The organism is Alteromonas sp. AWM4_230, assembly GCF_056158305.1.
Map to the genome: position 1 here is coordinate 2012378 of NZ_JBSWTB010000001.1, position 18564 is coordinate 2030941.

Annotated in this window: 20 protein-coding genes; 12 read left to right on the plus strand and 8 right to left on the minus strand. The window is 44.4% G+C overall.

The features are described 5' to 3' along the window. The first annotated feature begins 8 nt into the window (after positions 1 to 8). Both ACXACS_RS08525 and ACXACS_RS08530 read left to right on the plus strand, forming a co-directional pair. Positions 9 to 4076, plus strand: a complete 4068-nt coding sequence (locus tag ACXACS_RS08525; RefSeq protein ID WP_474805779.1) for a PilC/PilY family type IV pilus protein — start codon at positions 9 to 11, stop codon at positions 4074 to 4076. A gap of 2 nt (positions 4077 to 4078) precedes the next feature. Next, positions 4079 to 4543, plus strand: coding sequence for a type IV pilin protein (locus tag ACXACS_RS08530; protein ID WP_474805781.1), 465 nt, complete (start codon positions 4079 to 4081; stop codon positions 4541 to 4543). A 48-nt stretch (positions 4544 to 4591) separates the two neighbouring features. On the opposite strand, the gene ACXACS_RS08535 is transcribed toward ACXACS_RS08530, so the two are convergent. The 4 genes from ACXACS_RS08535 to ACXACS_RS08550 are packed head-to-tail and all read right to left on the minus strand — an operon-like array spanning position 4592 to position 7034. Then, entirely contained in the window at positions 4592 to 4933 is a 342-nt protein-coding gene (locus ACXACS_RS08535) for a hypothetical protein (RefSeq protein ID WP_474805782.1), read from the minus strand. Further along, positions 4920 to 5852, minus strand: coding sequence for a hypothetical protein (locus tag ACXACS_RS08540; protein WP_474805784.1), 933 nt, complete (start codon positions 5850 to 5852; stop codon positions 4920 to 4922). The genes ACXACS_RS08535 and ACXACS_RS08540 overlap by 14 nt, the downstream gene beginning before the upstream one ends. Next, positions 5842 to 6486, minus strand: coding sequence for a potassium:proton antiporter (locus ACXACS_RS08545; protein ID WP_474805786.1), 645 nt, complete (start codon positions 6484 to 6486; stop codon positions 5842 to 5844). Before ACXACS_RS08545 ends, ACXACS_RS08540 begins: the two co-directional genes overlap by 11 nt. Beyond that, positions 6480 to 7034, minus strand: coding sequence for a GspH/FimT family pseudopilin (locus tag ACXACS_RS08550; protein ID WP_474805788.1), 555 nt, complete (start codon positions 7032 to 7034; stop codon positions 6480 to 6482). The genes ACXACS_RS08545 and ACXACS_RS08550 overlap by 7 nt, the downstream gene beginning before the upstream one ends. A 78-nt stretch (positions 7035 to 7112) precedes the next feature. Between ACXACS_RS08550 and ACXACS_RS08555 the strand changes: the two genes are divergently transcribed. Continuing rightward, complete coding sequence (locus ACXACS_RS08555; RefSeq protein ID WP_474805790.1) at positions 7113 to 7505, plus strand: prepilin-type N-terminal cleavage/methylation domain-containing protein; 393 nt, start codon at positions 7113 to 7115, stop codon at positions 7503 to 7505. A 70-nt stretch (positions 7506 to 7575) separates the two neighbouring features. Here the strand turns inward: ACXACS_RS08555 and ACXACS_RS08560 are convergent, their stop codons facing one another. Next, positions 7576 to 8160, minus strand: coding sequence for a GspH/FimT family pseudopilin (locus ACXACS_RS08560; RefSeq protein ID WP_474805792.1), 585 nt, complete (start codon positions 8158 to 8160; stop codon positions 7576 to 7578). Positions 8161 to 8619: 459 nt separating this feature from the next. Here ACXACS_RS08560 and nadE point away from each other — a divergent pair, with 459 nt between their 5' ends. Both nadE and ACXACS_RS08570 read left to right on the plus strand, forming a co-directional pair. Continuing rightward, positions 8620 to 9456, plus strand: a complete 837-nt coding sequence (nadE, locus tag ACXACS_RS08565) for an ammonia-dependent NAD(+) synthetase (protein ID WP_474805794.1) — start codon at positions 8620 to 8622, stop codon at positions 9454 to 9456. 2 nt (positions 9457 to 9458) lie between these two features. Then, positions 9459 to 9797, plus strand: a complete 339-nt coding sequence (locus tag ACXACS_RS08570) for a P-II family nitrogen regulator (protein ID WP_012517511.1) — start codon at positions 9459 to 9461, stop codon at positions 9795 to 9797. A 67-nt stretch (positions 9798 to 9864) separates the two neighbouring features. On the opposite strand, the gene ACXACS_RS08575 is transcribed toward ACXACS_RS08570, so the two are convergent. Both ACXACS_RS08575 and ygfZ read right to left on the minus strand, forming a co-directional pair. After that, entirely contained in the window at positions 9865 to 10380 is a 516-nt protein-coding gene (locus ACXACS_RS08575) for an FKBP-type peptidyl-prolyl cis-trans isomerase (protein ID WP_118493376.1), read from the minus strand. Between the two features lie 64 nt (positions 10381 to 10444). Continuing rightward, a complete protein-coding gene (gene ygfZ, locus ACXACS_RS08580; protein ID WP_474805797.1) occupies positions 10445 to 11491 on the minus strand; it encodes a CAF17-like 4Fe-4S cluster assembly/insertion protein YgfZ in 1047 nt (348 codons plus the stop codon). Between the two features lie 187 nt (positions 11492 to 11678). Here ygfZ and ACXACS_RS08585 point away from each other — a divergent pair, with 187 nt between their 5' ends. The 3 genes from ACXACS_RS08585 to ACXACS_RS08595 are packed head-to-tail and all read left to right on the plus strand — an operon-like array spanning position 11679 to position 13339. Next, positions 11679 to 11930 carry an FAD assembly factor SdhE gene (locus tag ACXACS_RS08585; protein ID WP_014950112.1) on the plus strand — a complete coding sequence of 84 codons (252 nt, stop codon included), beginning with the start codon at positions 11679 to 11681 and terminating at the stop codon, positions 11928 to 11930. Between the two features lie 49 nt (positions 11931 to 11979). Next, entirely contained in the window at positions 11980 to 12447 is a 468-nt protein-coding gene (locus ACXACS_RS08590) for a hypothetical protein (RefSeq protein ID WP_474805799.1), read from the plus strand. Positions 12448 to 12460: 13 nt separating this feature from the next. After that, on the plus strand, positions 12461 to 13339 hold the full coding sequence (locus ACXACS_RS08595; protein WP_474805801.1) for a MaoC family dehydratase: 879 nt from the start codon (positions 12461 to 12463) through the stop codon (positions 13337 to 13339). Positions 13340 to 13568: 229 nt separating this feature from the next. On the opposite strand, the gene nadB is transcribed toward ACXACS_RS08595, so the two are convergent. Further along, positions 13569 to 15254: an L-aspartate oxidase gene (nadB, locus tag ACXACS_RS08600; RefSeq protein ID WP_474805803.1), complete on the minus strand. Its 1686-nt coding sequence runs from the start codon at positions 15252 to 15254 to the stop codon at positions 13569 to 13571. 197 nt (positions 15255 to 15451) lie between these two features. Here nadB and rpoE point away from each other — a divergent pair, with 197 nt between their 5' ends. The 4 genes from rpoE (at position 15452) to ACXACS_RS08620 (ending at position 18480) form a co-directional block, all read left to right on the plus strand. Continuing rightward, positions 15452 to 16030, plus strand: a complete 579-nt coding sequence (gene rpoE / locus ACXACS_RS08605; RefSeq protein ID WP_012518957.1) for an RNA polymerase sigma factor RpoE — start codon at positions 15452 to 15454, stop codon at positions 16028 to 16030. 99 nt (positions 16031 to 16129) lie between these two features. After that, the gene (locus ACXACS_RS08610; RefSeq protein ID WP_474805806.1) at positions 16130 to 16711 is read left to right on the plus strand and encodes a sigma-E factor negative regulatory protein; all 582 of its coding nucleotides are present in this window, start codon (positions 16130 to 16132) and stop codon (positions 16709 to 16711) included. Between the two features lie 124 nt (positions 16712 to 16835). Continuing rightward, complete coding sequence (locus ACXACS_RS08615; protein ID WP_474805808.1) at positions 16836 to 17996, plus strand: MucB/RseB C-terminal domain-containing protein; 1161 nt, start codon at positions 16836 to 16838, stop codon at positions 17994 to 17996. Positions 17997 to 18042: 46 nt separating this feature from the next. After that, positions 18043 to 18480 carry a SoxR reducing system RseC family protein gene (locus ACXACS_RS08620; RefSeq protein WP_474805809.1) on the plus strand — a complete coding sequence of 146 codons (438 nt, stop codon included), beginning with the start codon at positions 18043 to 18045 and terminating at the stop codon, positions 18478 to 18480. The last annotated feature ends 84 nt before the right edge of the window (positions 18481 to 18564 follow it).

Genomic DNA, 18564 nt, shown 5'->3' on the forward strand with positions numbered 1-18564 from the left:
GTATTATGATGAAAAAAATAACAAATTACCTTGCTTCGATTACGCTGTTTAGCTGTATTGGATTTTCTGCCTTCGGCGATGACCTTGATATTTATTTAGGGAACGCGAGCAGTGCGGTTACCTATAATCCAAATGTACTCTTTATTATGGACTCATCGGGGAGTATGGGGTCTTACGATAACACCAGTCAGACCAGGATGCTCCGTGTACAAAACGCGCTTAAAGACGCGCTACGCTCTGCCACAAATATTAATGCTGGACTCATGCGCTTTTCTGATTATGGCGGGCCAATTCTTTATCCGATACGTAATATTGACGATGCTGTGCGTCCTGAAATTATTGTTTCAACTAACGACGATAACCATGATGCCCATGAAATAAATGGTAGTGTGACGACAGATAGCAACGACTTGATATTAAGTAGTGGCACCCAAACGGTAACTTCTGGTCTGCGCTTTACCGATTTAAACATACCGCAAGGGGCCACCATTGTTAGTGCTAACATTCGCCTTACCTCTGAAAGGTTTAATATTGCAGGCACATCTCTTGTCATTTCAGCAGAAGCATCTGCATCCAGTACCGAGTTTTCTTCAAGCAGCAACAATCTTAGCGACCGAACCAAGACAGCCGCTAATGTCGAATGGTTAACTAATAATAGCTTTCCCGCCTCAGGCGAGGTTATTACCACACCAGATATTAGTGCAGTAATACAAGAGGTTGTGGACTTGTCTGCTTGGTGTGGCGGAAAAGACCTAAATATCCTGATCGAAGGCTCAAGTTCGGATAACGCTAGCGGTCGAGAAGTAAGAGCAAGTGATGTAGGGCAAAGCGGAGCCCCGCAATTAGTCGTGTCATACGATGACTCTACGGCGACGGGATGTGTGCAAGGTGAGGGTATTTATCAGGTTGGCAACTCGAAAGATAACTCTGAAGAAGCGACAAATGGCTACCCGAACACAGGGAGCGAACTCACATTTCATCCTTCGTATAACGACTACATAGGGGTAAGGTTTAGAAACGTAAATATTCCACAAGGCGCTGAAATAGCAGAGGCGTACCTTGAGTTTACCGCCTACAGTACTGTAACTTATGGCAACCCTAGTATGCGTATACGCGGTGTCGCCGACGATGATGCGTCAGACTTTCATCCAAACCAACGCTATCGCTTGCGAAATCTGCCAAAAACCTCAGGTATTACTTGGTCGATGCCAGACTTCTATAATAACTATAGTTACAGAACACCTGATATAAGCAGTATTGTTAAGCAAATCGTCGACCGTTCAGGGTGGGAATCAGGCAATGATATGGCGTTTGTGATGGACGATTTTGTGTCGTACCGTGGAGCGCACACCTATAACTCACCGTCTAAAGCGCCAAAGCTTATAGTTAAATTTAACGGTGCAGCCACGCCTGGCGCTACAGCATCTGTACGTGAACACTTAGTCAGTAAAATAGATGAATTGAGCGCCAATGGTTTTACACCCATTGTAGATACGCTCTTAGAAGCGACAAACTACTATGGCGGCCGAAGTGTAGATTATGGCCGTAAACGTGGTGAGAATGGTGTTAGCAACTCCGTTAGAAAAAGCACTAGGGTAAGCCATCGTAGCTCTTATATTGGTGAAGACTCTATACTACCTTATGGGTGTACAGAAGATAATCTATCTGACAGCGATTGTGTTACAGAGCAAATTCCTACTCCTGCAACCTACATTTCGCCAGTGTCCGACTTACAGTGTCAAACCAACAACCATATAGTATTGCTTTCTGACGGTGAAGCGAATAACAACCATAGTGTTTCTAAAATTCAGATCCTATTAGGTCAAAGTTGCACCGGTAGTGGCGGCGAAAAGTGTGGCCTTGACTTGGTTAAAAACATCAGCGATGCCTCTACCTCTGTAATTGGGCCTAGAGTCATTACCCATACCATTGGGTTTGCAGCGAACAATACTGCTAATAACTTCCTCAACCAACTTGCGCTGCAAAGTGGTGGTGGTTTCTATCAAGCGGACAACAGCACTGATTTACTCGAAGCATTCAATACCATATTACGCTCTGTAAAAGATGTGAATGCTACGTTTGTTTCCCCCGGTGTTGCAGTGAACCAGTTAAACCGTCTTACGCATAGAGATGAGCTTTATTTCGCACTGTTTAAGCCTAGTGAAGGCGCAATTTGGCCTGGTAACTTGAAGCGCTACAGATTGAGTGGCGACGAAATTCTCGATAAGAACAGCCATAGTGCCGTAGACAGCGAAACCGGGTTCTTCGCTGAGAATTCTCATAGCTATTGGTCAACACTCGCTGACGGCAGTGAGGTGAGCGAAGGTGGCGCCGCAAGTCGTATGGGGTCAAACCGCAACATTTATGTGTTTGACGGAACGGGTTCTATTGTGGATGAGGACAATGCACTTCATGAAGATAACTCTTCTATTACGACTGAAGATCTCGCTATCCAAAATGAGACCGACGCTGAAGACCTAAGAGAGGCTATTCTAAAATGGGCACGAGGTGTTGATGTAAAAGACAGCAATGGTAATGGCAGTACGAGTGATTACAGAACCCAAATGGGTGACCCCATTCATTCACAGCCTATTATTGTGAATTACGGTACTAATGATTCAGCCATTTTTGTCGCGACTAACCAAGGGATGCTTCATTCATTTGATACAGAAACTGGCGAAGAAAACTTTGCCATCATGCCGAAAGAGCTGTTACAAAATCTACATCACTTCTACAAAGATACCCCTTCGTTGAACCACGAGTATGGGCTAGATGGCGATATGGTTCTGCGAACCGTGGATAACAAAATGTATCTTTATGTTGGCATGCGTAGAGGTGGACGTAACTATTATGTTTTTGATGTGACAGCGAAAAACTCGCCTAAGCTTAAGTATCAACTCACTGGCGGTGAAGGTGATTTAACTAAGTTGGGCCAAACGTGGTCAAGGCCAACCATTACGAAAGTAAATATGGGTGGTGAAGTTAAAAACGTGATGATTGTTGGGGGCGGTTATGACGACGCTCAAGATGATCGTTCGATAAGAGCTAACGATGTAGTTGGTAATGCCGTTTACATGTTTGATGCTGATACTGGAAGCTTGCTTTGGCACGCCAGTAATGAAGATTCTGATCTTGATCTAAGTAATATGACTTACAGTATTCCGGGGCGCATTTCCGTTATCGATAGGGATAATGATGGTGAAGCCGACCACATGTATGTTGCTGATACAGGGGGCCAACTATTTCGTCTGGACATCTATAATGGAGAGACTGGCTCTAATTTTATAAAAGGTGCACGTATTGCAGATTTCGGTGGCGATACCGAAGAAACCAATCGCCGTTTTTACTATGGGCCGGATGTAACAGAAATCGCTTTAGGTGATGAATTATACTATGCCGTAGCGCTGGGTAGCGGGTGGCGTGCATCTCCACTTGATACCGTAGTGGAAGACAACTTCTACATGCTTAAAGATAGCGGTGTGTTCAAACGTGATGAAAACGGCAAATACACGTACATGACTACAGTGACCGAAAATAAAATGTACAACGCTACCAGTCACGCGCTAAATAGCAGTGATGAAAACGAACGTGCGCTGGCGACAGCAGAGTTCGCCAATAAAGATGGCTGGTATTTGAACTTAACGACGAATGGAGAGAAAGTGCTGTCTTCTCCGCTTATCATTGACTACAAAGTATTCTTTACCACCTATGTTCCGGCCGTAAGCAGCACCAGCGCCTGTGCACCGCCTACCGGAAACAGTCGTGCGTACCTTGTTAGTATGTTTAATGGCAATGCTGTCACAGATGTGAATAACGACGGTGATGTGAATGGTGATGATCGCGTTGCTGAGTTAAAGCAAACGGGTATTGCACCTGAAACCAAAATACTTATTGAAGATATCGTTAGCCCGGTTGTATGTTTAGGTACTGAGTGTGTGTCTGCGGTGATTGAGGTCGATGAGGATGGTAATGACGAAGCTTGTAACAGTGCTTTTGAGTGCTTAGCCGAAAACATTTACGGGCGATTCGAACGTATTCAGCGCGGAAGCTGGCACTCAGAAACAGAAAGGGAATAACCATGAAGTTCAAAAAACAGTTACAAGGGTTTTCACTTATCGAATTGATGATAGTGGTGGCTATCGTCGGTATAATCGCGGCCGTTGCCTATCCGTCCTATCAGGGGGTTATTGCTGATGGATACCGCGGTACAGGTCAGGCTGATTTGTTAGGCTTAGCGTCCGCGATGGAGCGTCATCATAGCGGTTCTTTTAGCTACAAAGGTGCAGGCGCAAGCGGAGGCGATACAGGAGCGCCTTCTATTTTTGCAACACACTCACCCTCATCAGAGCCCGCGGCTAATCGCCGTTATAATCTAACTATTCAATCTGCCGGTGTCACTGATTATGAATTGAGAGCTACTCCCGTATCGGGCACGGGTCAAGGGTCAGATGGTACCCTTTACTACTTCAGTGATGGTAGAAAAGGGTGGGACAAAAACAATAATGGCTCTCTTGAAACCGGTGAATATTGCTGGTCTTGTTAAAGCTTAACTGATGCAGCTTATTATTGCACCTTGGCGAATTATAACGCGCTAAGGTGTGATTATCGGAATACCAAAAACGGCTATATCCTCCCAGCGTTGATCTAGGTTATCCTGCGTGTAGGTTAATCTAGCAGCATTTAACTGTTGTGTTTGTTCGTCTTGTGACTTTAACGTTGCCTGCCAAAGCACTCGTGTTTTAATTTCGCTTGAAAGTAAAAAAGCACTAGAGGTCATAAAAATCAAAAGCGCTATGAGCACCTCTATTAGCACTCCTCCTTTATTCACAACACTAACGTTTGAGCTATCACTATTATCATCACGCGCGATTTGACGCTTTACTGACAATACGCTTCTGAAATCTTTTTGCTGGGGCTTTTTAATTGTTGTCATACCAAGTTCCTGGAATAGGGATTATTTTCGCCATTTGAGAGCCCGCCTGCAAAGTACTAAGCACCTGCGCTGAAGGCATTAAGGCGCCATTGATCTGCGTTTGCAACTGAGTATTAGATACGAATGCGCCTTTAATTGAACTCGAATGTGCAAGGTGTAGTTCATGAGTAGAAGGGGTTTTAGAGAGCATCATGATCAGCCCAAAGAAATGAGTATTCGCACTTATAGTAAGATCGCCATCCATAACAATTAACAAGACAGGGGCCGAACTCGATGAATGCGTTAGGTCGCTATGGGATAAAACGCAGTCACCATTTATCCAATAGACGGTGGCTTCCACCAAGTTGTAACAATGGGAAGCTGTCACACTGTTTGGAAAAAATGCGGCACTTAGTTCGGCTAAATTGCGATTAAACAACCAATTGGTTAGCTGGCCATCCCATGAAAATAGCTGAGCTACGGTGGGTAGCCTCAGAAGGGCAGGGTAACGAAGAAAGTTAGCTTTATATTTAATGTTTTCTGCATTGTGAGAAACGCTTACTTCGTAGTGGGTCAGCGGCTGATGTCCAACACCCGTAAGGCTTTCTTCGTGTACTGTTGTTGATAGAAAAGGCTGATTTGTTGTGTTTAATGCCGTTAAAACACTTTCCGTTCGAAGGGCTGTCGCTACTTCTTTGAGGTGTTTTTTCAATTGCGAGTGAGAGCTCACCGTTTCTTGTCTGATTTTCTGTATGGCATAGTACTGCTGAACGTTTTGCGAGGTAATTATGGTAGTAAAAGTCAATACACTTAGGAGAATGGCAACAATCGCGAGGACCGCCATACCTTTTTGCTTTGCTTTTAAAAAGTAAGAGTTACACTTAACGTTTAGCGTGCATGCGGTGACGGGCTTCCATTTCACTATCTCTTTATCTTTCATTAACCGCCTCCACCACGAATGTTTTGTTTGTTACTACGTTTGGGTTTACCAAACTCTGTATGCTTAAATTGATTTCATAAGCCGCGCCCCAGCCACCTTTGTGTAATACGCTTACGGCAAATTGTGTCACTTCGACCGTATTTGGGTCGGTTAAGTCAAACCACCCCCCTTGCGTACAGGTTTTTCCTCCAACTCTGTACTCAATTGACTTATCGTGTAGTCGATATCCAAACATTTCGTCCTGCGCTGGAGCTATAGTGCCGTTACGATTTTTGTCATAAGAAAACGTGATGCAGCTATTTGCTGTTTCACCAGCCCGGTGACCAAGGGCAACGTTCGCCATTGTATGAGGGACATTGACGAGAGTTAAAAATGGCGCAAGCGTGCTGCTATTTTCAATAAATCCAGCCCTGCTTAAATGCCGTGAAATAGTATCCTGCAGTGCACGGGCGTCTTCTTCTATTGCGGTTGCGTGTTGAATCGATGATAAACTAACGTGAGACTGCACGCTGTAGGTCGTTATAGCTGCTATCAGTATGCCTGTTAACGTGCAGGCCACCATCAGCTCTGTAATACTATAGCCGCCAATTTTATCTACACTTAAGCCGTTCAATGGCTTTGCGAGGGCTAGCATGCTGTGACGCCTGTAATGTGCTGTTCGCTACATAACTTCACGCGTCCCAGTGGGCTAACGGTGACTTTGGCGGAAAATTGATCGCTGGACAGCTTAAATGTGGTGGCGCTGCCGAAATTGAGCGTACCCTGTTGATTGAAGGCTACGGTTTTGTCTCTTGCGTTTAACGTGGTTAGCTTTGAATTCCATTTTGCTGGAAGCTCCCAAAACGCGGCGTCATTTAGCGCACAGTTCTGGTATGTTGAACAGGTGCAGTTTTCATCGTCACTGATTATTACGCAATTCGCATTTTCAAATTTTGTGATTAGGTAAAAGGGCTTTTTTTGAGTAAGTGCATAAATACGTGCTTGCTTAGCTAAGTTGGCTAATTGCGACGCGAAATGTTTAAAATCGTTTCGTTCTAGCCACGTTTGAAATGACGGAACTGCGCTTACCAACAATATACTTGTAATACCTATCACGATAAGTAATTCAATAAGCGACATGCCTGAAGCGCGCTTGTACCTATTGTTTTCTCTTTTTTCATTTCTTCGTTCAGGCAAAGCCATGCGTAAGTCCAGTAATAGTGACAGTGCTAAATTGATAGGCTTAATGTACTGAAAAACTTAACGAGAGAAAGCTGTACCATGGAAGGGAATGGCATTGGGTTAAACAATCGAATAACTAAGGCTGGATTTACGCTGGTTGAGGTATTAGCTGTGCTGGCTATAGTTAGTGTATTAAGTGTAGCAACTACAAAAGCGATGATTTCAATCTGGCAATTAAGCCAAGTAAATCAAGTTAAAGCGTACTTGTTATCAATACAGTCAATACAGTCGAAAAGTTGGTTAGAGTCAGGTGTCTACCTACCGTTGACTGCTCTACCTCAAGCCAATATCGACAAAGTCAGCATTGCACAGACGATGAGTCAAAGTGGTGAATATGAGGTGGCAGCTACGCTATTATTTAAAAAGCAAAATGACAGTTGTAGGATTATAAAAATTAGTGAAACCTCGTTGGCCCCAATAGAATGCTGGTAGCAGAGTAATCAGCCCAGTTTATCAGCTGCGTATACTAACTTTGGCTGGGAAGTGCGGGAAGCAACTACGGCTATGAACTACAAGATAGCGCATCGCCATCTAAGTCTTCTTTATTACCATCGCCGTCACTGTCTACAGCTACTGAAATTCGTCCGTATAGCGAAAGTAACAGGGCAGAGGCATAGTCGGTATCGTTATCCTTAGGGCACAAGGTAATTGTTGCTGCCGTATCAATTGCACCTTGCTCATCAAAAGTTAAGCTTCCTGTTACTCCGTAGATAGTATTTGCCGAGTTCAGCGGATCGCTTGCGACAATAAGCGCCTCGGTATTGTCGCGACTACCGTTGCCATTTGCATCAACAAATACCATTTTTGCTTTTTTCCAGCTGCTGGTGCAGGCAGTGTAATTTTCTGTTGGACACAAAACCACACTAGCTTGCTCGTCTACCGCGGTGAACCTAGCCCGCTGCACTACGGCACTTAAATTATTTATATCTGAAGTGATTCTATTTTTGATAAGAACGCTTTGAATACTGGGCGCGACAGTAGTAAGAATAATCGCCAGCACAGCAACGGCGACCAACATTTCCAGCAGTGTAAGACCTTTTTGATTAACAAAGGCTTTTGGGTATTTTTTTAATCTTGTTCTTATCATTTTGAGACTGCTATTTTCCCGAACTTTTTTAAATCTTCATTAATGAGTTACGCCATACAAACCGCAGGTAAAGCGATTGCTTTTAGGATGTCTGAGCTTCTGGGGCTTGCCTTGAGCAAAAACCTTATTCACCTACAATTTATTCTTTTATTCTATCTTCGATGTAATGATACTACGCGATAAATATGCATTACTCGCCTATTTTTTAGGGTAAACTAAAATACAGTGGCAAAGGTATGTTTTACCGTGATATCGCATAGTTGACCATACGCCTTACGGTTAACTATTTCGCACAACCTATGCCTACGCTCAAAAACAATAAAATAAACATCCGATGCGCTTTTTTTTGTACAGTAAGCGCACGGTAAATCAAATAGATGCGAGGATACCACTAACATCTGAAGTGATATTGTCGTAGAATCAAGCTCCAGGACGCCTCAAAAATACGTGGATATTACAATGCAAAAACAAGCAGTTATTGATGAAATGAAAGTGCTGCCTGAAATTGACGTCGAATATGAAGTTGCACGTCGAGTATCTTTTATCAAAAAGCAGTTGCTTACCTCAGGTTTGAATTCGCTGGTATTAGGTATTAGTGGGGGAATTGATTCATGTACTTTGGGTCGGTTAGCACAGTTAGCAGTGAACGAGCTAAATGATGAACATCATGAAAACTATCAGTTCATTGCGGTTCGCTTACCTTATGATACGCAAGCTGACGAAGAGGATGCGCAAAAATCTATTGATTTTATTCAGCCCTCCCATTCGCTAGCCGTGAACGTTAAACCAGGCGCAGACGCGATTCACGCCTCTACTTCACAAGCGCTTGCTAATGCCAACCTTCTTCCTGAAAGCGAAGCGAAGCAGGACTTCGTGAAAGGCAACGTCAAAGCACGTACCCGAATGGTTATTCAGTATGAAATTGCGGGTATGGTTGATGGACTTGTTCTAGGTACAGACCATTCGGCTGAAAATATTACAGGGTTTTATACTAAGTACGGTGACGGAGCGTGCGATTTAGCGCCTTTATTTGGACTAAGCAAGCGCCAAGTGCGTGCAGTAGCAGCCCATTTAGGTGCACCGCATAATGTAATCACCAAAGCCCCAACCGCTGATTTAGAAACCCTGTCGCCACAAAAAGCTGACGAGCAAGCGCTAGGCATGTCTTACGACCAAATCGATGACTTTTTGGAAGGCAAGCCTGTTTCTGCAGAAGTGGAAGAGAAATTGCTCTATATTTATGAGCGTACGCAACACAAACGTGTACCAATTCCAACAATTTACGATGAGTTGTAGTCATGAAAAAAATTGAAGCTATCATTAAACCGTTCAAAATGGACGACGTTAGGGAAGCGCTAGCTGAAGTCGGTATCGCAGGGATGACAGTATCAGAAGTGAAGGGGTTTGGCCGCCAAAAAGGTCATACTGAGCTTTATCGTGGTGCTGAATACCAAGTTGACTTCCTACCTAAAATCAAAATTGAGCTTGTGCTAGATGATGACCGCGTTGAACAAGCGGTAGAAGCCATTCAGTCATCTGCTAAAACGGGCAAAATCGGTGACGGAAAAATTTTCGTTTACAGCGTTGAAAGCGCTGTGCGTATTCGTACCGGCGAACAAAACGAAGACGCTATATAAATTAACCGTACTATTCGAAAATGAAAAAGGGAGCCAGCGGCTCCCTTTTTGATACGTTCAACACAATTTAGTGCTTATCTTCTGAACATTCGCCTGTTTTCGGGTCGCAACAGCTGCTCTCTTCCTGATGCACATGACCGTGCTCAAGCTCTTCTTTCGTCGCTTCACGCACGTCCACAACCGTTACATCGAACGTCAACGGAATGCCTGCTAGCGGGTGGTTACCGTCAACAACAACTTCTTCGTCAGTTGTTTCGATAATGATCACAGATTGCTCACCCTGCGGGGTAGTGGCGCGGAAAGACATACCAACTTCAACGTCCATACCATCGAACATTGAGCGAGGTACGGTTTGAACTAGTTCATCAGAACGTTCACCGTAAGCCTTCTCAGGGTTTACAGAAACGTTGAAGCTGTCATCTTTTGATTTACCAATAAGTGCATCTTCTAGTCCTTCAATTAAGAAGCGACGACCTAAAAGTACAACTAGCGGCGATTTACCTTCTGAAGAGTCTAGCGTTGTGCCGTCTTCGGTAGATACGGTGTAGTGTAGCGTTACAACGCTGTCAGAAGTAATTGTCATAACAAATCCTATCTTGGCCCTATGATAAAAAAAGGGCAATAAATTTAATGCAGCAGTAAACTGCTTATCGACGTTTTTTCACAATATTGCTTGCTTGTTGCTCAATACTGTACGGCAAGCTATTAGGGTAACAGGTAATGGCGTTGTTATCAGCCAGTCTGTGTAAATCTTCGGTGGTAGTGTCGTTATTTAACACGGCAATAAACCAGGTTTCGTTATCGAGCGACGCAACATTCAATACTTTACCCGCTATACGCCAATTTTCACCTAATTGCTTTTCAAGGCTATCGCCAGGTTTGATATCTACTTGTTCTTCAAGTTTGAAGCTGTAGGCGGCACGTTTGTTCTTGCCCAAAAATCGTGTTCGCGCAACCACTTCTTGCCCCATGTAGCAGCCTTTATCGAAGTCGATACCGTTAAGCGCCTGCACATTAATCATTTGTGGCACGTATTCCGCTACCGCTTCACCCTGTACTAAGGCGTGCACGCTTTCTATTTGAATGGCGTCAAACACAACGTGGGAATAACAAGCTACAGTTTTTGTTTCAATTAACGTGTTTAATTGCTTTGTGCCGGTTTCATCTAAAAGAACAACAATGCCTCTGCGAGTAGTGTTGGCGACAAATGCCGCGCCATGCTCGCTTTCTATTTTCGGCAGCATACCTTTATCTGCGGTATCGCCCTCAACAAGTTGTGCGACTTCATCGCTTGAAAACAGTTGTCCTAATAGGGCGTTTACCTCATCAGACTTTGCAGCATCGAGTGAAATGAAGTAAGCGCTGTAAGCCTGCGAGTCGTCAACGATATCGACCTTAGAAAACACGCCATACTTATTGAGCTGGGCTAACGAATGGCTGCCCGCATCATCATTTGTCAGCATCAATAACTTGCTTAAGTGTCGGGTCACGTACCCCGTAGACCACGTCTTGCCTTTGTTGTCACAATGCGCAAAATGCCTGGCAGTGTTTTCGTCTAGCTTATTAATGTTGACCGTAATTTGCCCCTGAAGGTAACTGTCGGCCTGTTCTCCTTCCAAAGAAATTATCATGGTGTTTGAAAGCTCGACCATAAACTCTTGAGGAAGATTTTGTAATGCTGCGATAGATGTCATATTCACCACTGTAAAGTTCGCTGTATGTACTCAAGGTATGGTAAAACCAGCAATATTCAAGGGTAATACGCACTAATGTGTACAGATTAAGTTCTATTTAGTTTGCCTATCAGACCAAAAGAGCAGTGATCCCCGGCCGCAGTGCATGGTATTATTGGTAGTGAATAAAAAACGGTATAAAAGACATATGTTTGAACCAAAAAGACTAGCCCGATTAAAGTGGGCGTGCCGCAGAGGCATGCTAGAATTGGATGTACTATTGCTTCCTTTCGTAGAAGAAGCCTTTGACTCCCTAAGTTACGAAGACCAAGAAACATTTGAACGTTTACTTACCAGTGATGACCCTGATTTGTTTGCTTGGATAATGGGGCATCAAAAGTGCGAAGACCCTGAATTAGCCGCCATGGTGGCGACTATTGTTAACCGTGTCAAAGTATAGAGTTAGCATAAAGCATAATAGATTTAGAAAAGTATTTGGGGAATTATGCGTGGCCGTTTGCCTTATGGCGGCACTATGCAGTCTTCCTCAATACCTATGGTCTTGGCTGAGCTTCACCGCAGAATTAGTGTGCATAGCTGCCGTGGCTACGTTAATGATAGTCTGGCGTCTTTATGATTCGTTTAGTAACAATATTTCTACTACTCAATATGCACTCTTGTTGACCAGCGATGGTATTATTCGCGCTATTGACGATAGTACGCTCCCTTTGGAACCAAGAAGCACGACCATGCCCAGTGTGTTAGCCGATGCTTTATCCGATGGTACATCGATGAAGATTCATCAGTCTTCCCAGTTATTTACTTGGGGAATGTGCATTAACGTGTTGCGTCATAGACGGCATTGGTTTGAAAAAGGTCATAACCATTTGACGTGGGTCTTAAAAGGTGAGTGCTGTGAGGCAGACTACCGCAGGTTGGCAAGAGCCATTATTTTCGCAAGAAAAGCGACGCCTTAAAGGAATTTAACAGATGTTTCGTGAGTATACTAAAGCGTTATTCAAACGCGTTGACGCTAGGCAACTTATGCAGTTTAAGCCGCCTACGTTGCCGCAGCGCATATACACAAAAACGCTCAATGTCGATAACGTGCACTATGCTTCTTTTTGTCAAGAAGTCGATTGGCCGGCGAATGAGCATGCTCATCCTCTTTATTTGCAGATGCTTTCGTTACCGTTACAGATGCAATGCTTGCTAGACAAACAAAGCCCATTTCCTTTACTAGGTCTTATTCATGCTGCGAACAAAGTGTTTGTGCTAGAGCATTGTGATTTAAGCGAGCCATTTGAATGTCGTGTGCGTTTTCACGACGTGAGACCCCATAGCCGCGGGTGGGAAGTGGATGTTATGCTAGAAGCACTTCAGTCGGGGAATTTGGTCTATCGGGCCATAAGTAGCTATTTGGTGAAAGTTAAAGCGGTTCATGTAGCGCCACTTGGCCCAAAAACCGACCTAAGTGACGAATGTAACCTTGAAGATAGAGCGCTAATTGCTGAAATTAATGCATCGGCGAATACGGGTCGACGCTACGCTAAGCTTTCGGGCGACTATAATCCTATTCACTTGTCTGCCATATCCGCTAAAGCCTTTGGCTTCAAACAGCCCATAGCTCACGGGATGTGGACCTTATCTCGTGCGGTGTCAGCGTTTGTAAGTCACCAAGAGGACAGTCAATCCATAACCGTGAAAGAAGTAAATTGTCGCTTTAAAAAGCCGGTTTTCTTGCCTAATGACATTCATATTCAACAACACTGTAAAACGGATATTAGTGCGCTGTTAGACGTAACCGATAGTGACGATAGCCTTGTACATTTATCAGCGAGCGTGGCGTTTAATCAAGAAAAACTCTAAAAGGGTGATTGCCCTGAACTGAATATCAAATCTAGGGTTAAGAAAAGACATCTGAAAGAGTGAATGAGAGAGCATACAAATATGCTCTCTTTTTTTGGGCCGTTTTTAAATAGCACTGTTTGTTTGCAAGTGCTGTATTCTTAAAGCATCCGTTCGCTTTGGCAGGCGTTTTTAGTTTAAACATAAGCCCTAAATTAACACTACATTAGCAAGCGTGTATCGTTATGTGTTAGTCGGCGCCAGAAAAGCTATCTTGGGTAATTAATAAACCTACGTCAGAACCCGACAATTGCTTTCTTGGAGTAAGAATCGTGGGAACTGGGTTGTCTAATTGTTCAGGGTGGTCCAAATTGAAATGTAGGCCTCTGCTTTCCTTTCGCGCCATTGCACATCGCACGATTAGCTCGGCAACCGTAACAAGGTTTCGAAGCTCTAGCAGGTTATTACTTACTCTGAAATGTGAGTAATACTCAGTAATTTCTTGCTCTAACAGTTTGATTCGGCGCATGGCCCGTTCAAGGCGCTTATCAGTGCGTACAATCCCTACGTAGTCCCACATAAATAGTCTAAGTTCGTGCCAGTTATGCTGAATGATAACTTCTTCATCTGAGTTTGATACCTGGCTTTCATCCCACGGCGCAATTGCCTCTTCACAGTCTGCCTTGTTAAGGTTTTTAATTATATCGTCTGCAGCGGCGCTTGCGAACACCACACATTCAAGCAAAGAGTTAGACGCCATACGATTAGCGCCGTGTAGACCTGTATAGGCAACTTCACCAATTGCGTACACATTATTTAAATCGGTTTTAGCATTGAAGTCGGTCATTACCCCGCCACAGCTATAATGCGCAGCAGGTACTACTGGAATCGGCTCACGGGTAATATCAATACCAAGAGAGCGGCACTTGCGATAAATATTAGGAAAGTGTTTAACGATAAAGTCAGCTGGCTTATGACTGATATCCAGATACATACAGTCAGCGCCTAATCGCTTCATTTCATAGTCAATAGCGCGGGCAACTACATCACGGGGCGCCAAGTCGCCTCGCTCATCAAATTTGTGCATAAAGCGGGTGCCATCGGCGTGGCAGAGGTTTGCGCCTTCCCCGCGCAGCGCTTCAGTAATTAAGAAATTACGAGCCTGCGGGTGGAATAAGCAGGTAGGGTGGAATTGGTTAAATTCCATATTCGCTACACGGCAGCCTGCGCGCCATGCCATGGCGATCCCGTCACCACTTGATACATCAGGGTTAGAGGTATATTGATAAACTTTGCTGCCACCACCAGTGGCCAAGGCCACGAAAGGCGCGCGTATCACTTCCACGTGTTCTTGTTGTCTATTCCAAACGTAGGCACCTACAACACTGCTTTTCTTCTCTTTTGAAGGGATAAGGTCAATAGCATTGTAACGCTCGAATACATGGATATTCGGATGTGTCGATACTGCGTCATTCAATGTAATTTGAAGTGCTTCACCTGTGGCGTCAGCGGCATGAAGAATTCGGCGATGACTGTGCCCACCTTCTCGGGTAAGGTGAAAGCGTTCCTCGCCAGACTCGCTTTTTTCTGTATCGAAGGGTACGCCATAGCCTATAAGCCATTCAAGAGATGCTTTTGCTCGCTCCGCAGTAAACCTAACGGCTGGCTCTTCACAAAGCCCTGCGCCTGCTGCTAACGTATCGGTTACGTGAGCGTCTATGGAGTCTTGTTCATCGAATACGGCTGCAATACCACCTTGTGCATAGCGGGTGGAGCCTTCATTGCGATCACTTTTACTAAGTACAATAACCTGACAATGGTCGGCAAGCTTTAGCGCCAAGCTTAATCCAGCCGCGCCACTCCCAATAATCAATACGTCACAACGGTGTTCTATTGCATTTGAAGTGGAAGTTAGTGAAGACGATACAGATTTCATGTATTTTTATATCAATTCAAACGAGCAAAGGTTCGGCAAGTCTAAAGGATGAGTAGCAAAACACAATCATTCTTGCCTGCTGACCTAAGCATTTTTTAAAAAATTTAATGCTTTTACAGAACTTTTGTAAAAAGAGCGCGTCTATACACATGCTTGTTAGAGCTATTGTGTAGTTGAAGTAGGGAGTAATGGCTCGAATGAGCGAGCAGATAACCGACCAACAACTGGTCGAAAAAGTACAGCGTGGCGATAAAAATGCATTTAACTTATTGGTAACTCGTTACCAGCATAAAGTAATGCATCTCGTTTCTCGCTATGTAAAAAATACCGGTGACGTTGCTGATGTAACGCAAGAGGCGTTCATTAAAGCATACCGTGCCTTACCTAATTTTCGTGGCGACAGTGCATTTTATACTTGGCTTTATCGCATTGCGGTTAATAGTGCCAAGAACTATCTTGTATCTCAAGGTCGCAAGCCGCCTGCAAGCGATGTCGATGCTGACGAAGCAGATTTTTACGAAGGTAGTGATGCATTAAAAGAGCAATCTACACCCGAGCGAAGCCTGTTATCTGAGGAAATTGAAGAAACTCTGTTTAAGGTAGTTGAGAAGCTGCCGGATGATTTGCGCATGGCGATTACGTTGCGTGAAATTGAAGGGTTGAGCTACGAAGAAATCGCGAACGTAATGTCGTGTCCTGTTGGTACGGTGAGATCCCGTATTTTTAGGGCTCGCGAGGCGATTGATAAAGTTATTCAACCGCTGTTAGAAAATTAAAAAGAAATAAAATCAAAAAAAGATGAACTTTCTTTTTTCCACGATGACTAACAGCTGTGTTAGGGTAGTTAACGATCACTTTGATCTGGAAATGAATATATGACGCAACAGCAAGAAAAATTGTCCGCATTCATGGATGGTGAGATAGAAGGCAATGAAATCATCGACGCTATCAAGCAAGATGAAGCACTTCAAGCCAAATGGCAACGTTACCACGTGTATCGCGGTGCAATGCGAAAAGAGGCAAGCGTAGCCCCTCAGTTGGACATCACAGCCAGTGTAGCAGCTGCGCTTGAAAATGAACCGGCGATTGTCGCACCTAAACGCTCGCGTTGGCAGTCAATTCCACTAATTGGCAGTGTCGTTCCTTTTGCGAAGCAGTCAGGTCAGTTTGCAGTGGCTGCGTCTGTGGCAGTGGCAGTTATTTTTGGTGTTCAATATACCAACCAGGAAGCGCCAACCGAGCCATTTATGACAGCGCCAACGATTGCACCCCAAGGCGGATTGTCTCCAGTGAGTTTGGAGCAAACCCGAACCTTACCGCGCAATGATATGAACGAAATGCTTGAGAAAAAGCGCAAAATAAATGCGCTAATTGCTGACCATGAGCAGCAAATAAAACTCAAGCAAGCGCAGGAAGAAGAGAATGAAAACGAAACAAGTGGACCAGAGCGACCATAGATTTTCGTTGAGCTAGTCAAAATGAGGTGAAATGTGCCTTCGCTCTTAAGTGCGATGAAGATGCATTTCATATTTTAATCATACCAGCATATACTGCTGGTATGTTTGTTTTAAGGCGGGAATAATGCGCTGTAGTTCTATCCTTGCACTTTTTTTCATTTCGGGCGGGGCTATCAATCCCACGTTTTCTCATGCAACGGCACCCAGCGAAGTGGCGAGTTCTTCTGGTGCAAGAGTTCAAGCACATAGTGTTAGCGATGCTAAATCAGAAGACAGTTCCGATACCGGCACAAACGTTTCCCAAGGGGAGGGTGTTAAGCAAGGAGAGGGACTTCAAAGGCAAACTGAACAAAGTCGCAACGAGGATGCTTCTCCCACGCCACAGCTTCAGTCAGCGAATCAGTGGCTGGCCGAACTACAAAACATTATTACCAACGCCAATTTCCAAGTGTCTTTTGTGCAGACTGTCGCAGGAAAGGAAACGGTTCCTTACCTGTGGCGTCATGGGATAATGGAGGATGGTTCTGAACTAGAGCAATTAAACCTTCAAAATGGGCCTGGTCGCGAGCTTATTCGCGTTAATGACGTAGTGAGCGTATTTGAACCCGACGTTCAACCTTACAGCCTACGGTCAAAGCATATAAATGGTCCAATACCTAGTGCATTGCTCTACCATCCAGAACAACTCAGTTCAGCCTATGAGTTTGTCGCTGTTGGAAGAGCGCGGGTGGCAGGGCGTTCAGCACAGCAAATTCGTATTGTCAGCCGAGATAACACACGGTTTGGCTATCAACTATGGCTCGATGAGTCCTCTGGTATGTTGCTGAAGCTTAATATGCTTGATTTGCAAGGGACGTTATTAGAGCAAATTCAAGTTACCGCCTTTGCCATATCGCCTGAACCTGCGGAATATTTCTCGCGAATAAACTCAGCATCATTACCAGCGCCTATGGCTTTGAGTAATACCCCAAGCCGAGCACACAAATGGGATGTCACATATTTGCCGTCGGGCATGCGAGAAATAAAGCAAGATACAAGACGCTTAGCATTAACAGGGCAGGTCGTAGAATATAAACTCTTTTCGGATGGCTTAGTGGACGTATCTGTTTATGTTCAGCCAGCCGAAGATGCGCTCGGCGAAACCCTTGCGTTACGAAACGAAGTCAGCACCTTTTTAACGCTGACCGACGGGAAAGCCCAAGTGACGGTAGTAGGGGAAATTCCACTACAGACTGCTAATGCTATTGCTACGTCTTTACGACCTGTTGCCAATGCAGGGCAATAGAGAGCTAGGGTTTAGCAATGCTTTAACACGGTAATAAAGAGCAAATATGATTAAAGAAACCGCCACTGTGGTTGCCGTTGATGGAGATACGGTAACAGTTGAAGCGGCAATTAAGTCCACCTGTAATGCATGCCAGGCACAAAGTGATTGTGGTACCGGTGTCATTTCTCGTGCTATTGCACCTAAGACTCAGCAATTAACGCTACGTACACCTATGCCAGTACGGGTCGGTCAGCAGGTGACTGTGGGCATACCCGAAGCGGGTATTTTAAGTGCGTCGGCTTTCTTATATTTGTTACCGCTTATTGTTTTTATTGGCGCGTATTCAGTTTTTATATCACTGCTTAGCTCCACAAGTTTTAGCCATGAATTATGGGCACTGGGTCCAAGCGCTTTGGCGACTTTCCTGACTTACAAGCTCATTGCTTACAAGTTACAGCGAGTTGAGCGCACGAAATATCAACCCGTTTTATTAGGCCAGTAAGGCCTAAACTGAGCGAAGCATCTGTTCATAAGTAGGTTTAGCTCTTTTTATTTGCTCGTATACGCTGTAGAGCCCCAAATTAGC

Coding starts and splice junctions, on each gene's coding strand:
- rpoE (WP_012518957.1), top strand. CDS start 15,452: ATGAGCGAGCAGATAACCGACCAACAACTGGTCGAAAAAGTACAGCGT.
- ACXACS_RS08530 (WP_474805781.1), top strand. CDS start 4,079: ATGAAGTTCAAAAAACAGTTACAAGGGTTTTCACTTATCGAATTGATG.
- ACXACS_RS08540 (WP_474805784.1), bottom strand. CDS start 5,852: ATGAAAGATAAAGAGATAGTGAAATGGAAGCCCGTCACCGCATGCACG.
- nadB (WP_474805803.1), bottom strand. CDS start 15,254: ATGAAATCTGTATCGTCTTCACTAACTTCCACTTCAAATGCAATAGAA.
- ACXACS_RS08620 (WP_474805809.1), top strand. CDS start 18,043: ATGATTAAAGAAACCGCCACTGTGGTTGCCGTTGATGGAGATACGGTA.
- ACXACS_RS08545 (WP_474805786.1), bottom strand. CDS start 6,486: ATGCTAGCCCTCGCAAAGCCATTGAACGGCTTAAGTGTAGATAAAATT.
- ACXACS_RS08585 (WP_014950112.1), top strand. CDS start 11,679: ATGTTTGAACCAAAAAGACTAGCCCGATTAAAGTGGGCGTGCCGCAGA.
- ygfZ (WP_474805797.1), bottom strand. CDS start 11,491: ATGACATCTATCGCAGCATTACAAAATCTTCCTCAAGAGTTTATGGTC.
- ACXACS_RS08610 (WP_474805806.1), top strand. CDS start 16,130: ATGACGCAACAGCAAGAAAAATTGTCCGCATTCATGGATGGTGAGATA.
- ACXACS_RS08560 (WP_474805792.1), bottom strand. CDS start 8,160: ATGATAAGAACAAGATTAAAAAAATACCCAAAAGCCTTTGTTAATCAA.
- ACXACS_RS08525 (WP_474805779.1), top strand. CDS start 9: ATGAAAAAAATAACAAATTACCTTGCTTCGATTACGCTGTTTAGCTGT.
- ACXACS_RS08550 (WP_474805788.1), bottom strand. CDS start 7,034: ATGGCTTTGCCTGAACGAAGAAATGAAAAAAGAGAAAACAATAGGTAC.
- ACXACS_RS08575 (WP_118493376.1), bottom strand. CDS start 10,380: ATGACAATTACTTCTGACAGCGTTGTAACGCTACACTACACCGTATCT.
- ACXACS_RS08615 (WP_474805808.1), top strand. CDS start 16,836: ATGCGCTGTAGTTCTATCCTTGCACTTTTTTTCATTTCGGGCGGGGCT.
- ACXACS_RS08555 (WP_474805790.1), top strand. CDS start 7,113: ATGGAAGGGAATGGCATTGGGTTAAACAATCGAATAACTAAGGCTGGA.
- ACXACS_RS08570 (WP_012517511.1), top strand. CDS start 9,459: ATGAAAAAAATTGAAGCTATCATTAAACCGTTCAAAATGGACGACGTT.
- ACXACS_RS08595 (WP_474805801.1), top strand. CDS start 12,461: ATGTTTCGTGAGTATACTAAAGCGTTATTCAAACGCGTTGACGCTAGG.
- nadE (WP_474805794.1), top strand. CDS start 8,620: ATGCAAAAACAAGCAGTTATTGATGAAATGAAAGTGCTGCCTGAAATT.
- ACXACS_RS08535 (WP_474805782.1), bottom strand. CDS start 4,933: ATGACAACAATTAAAAAGCCCCAGCAAAAAGATTTCAGAAGCGTATTG.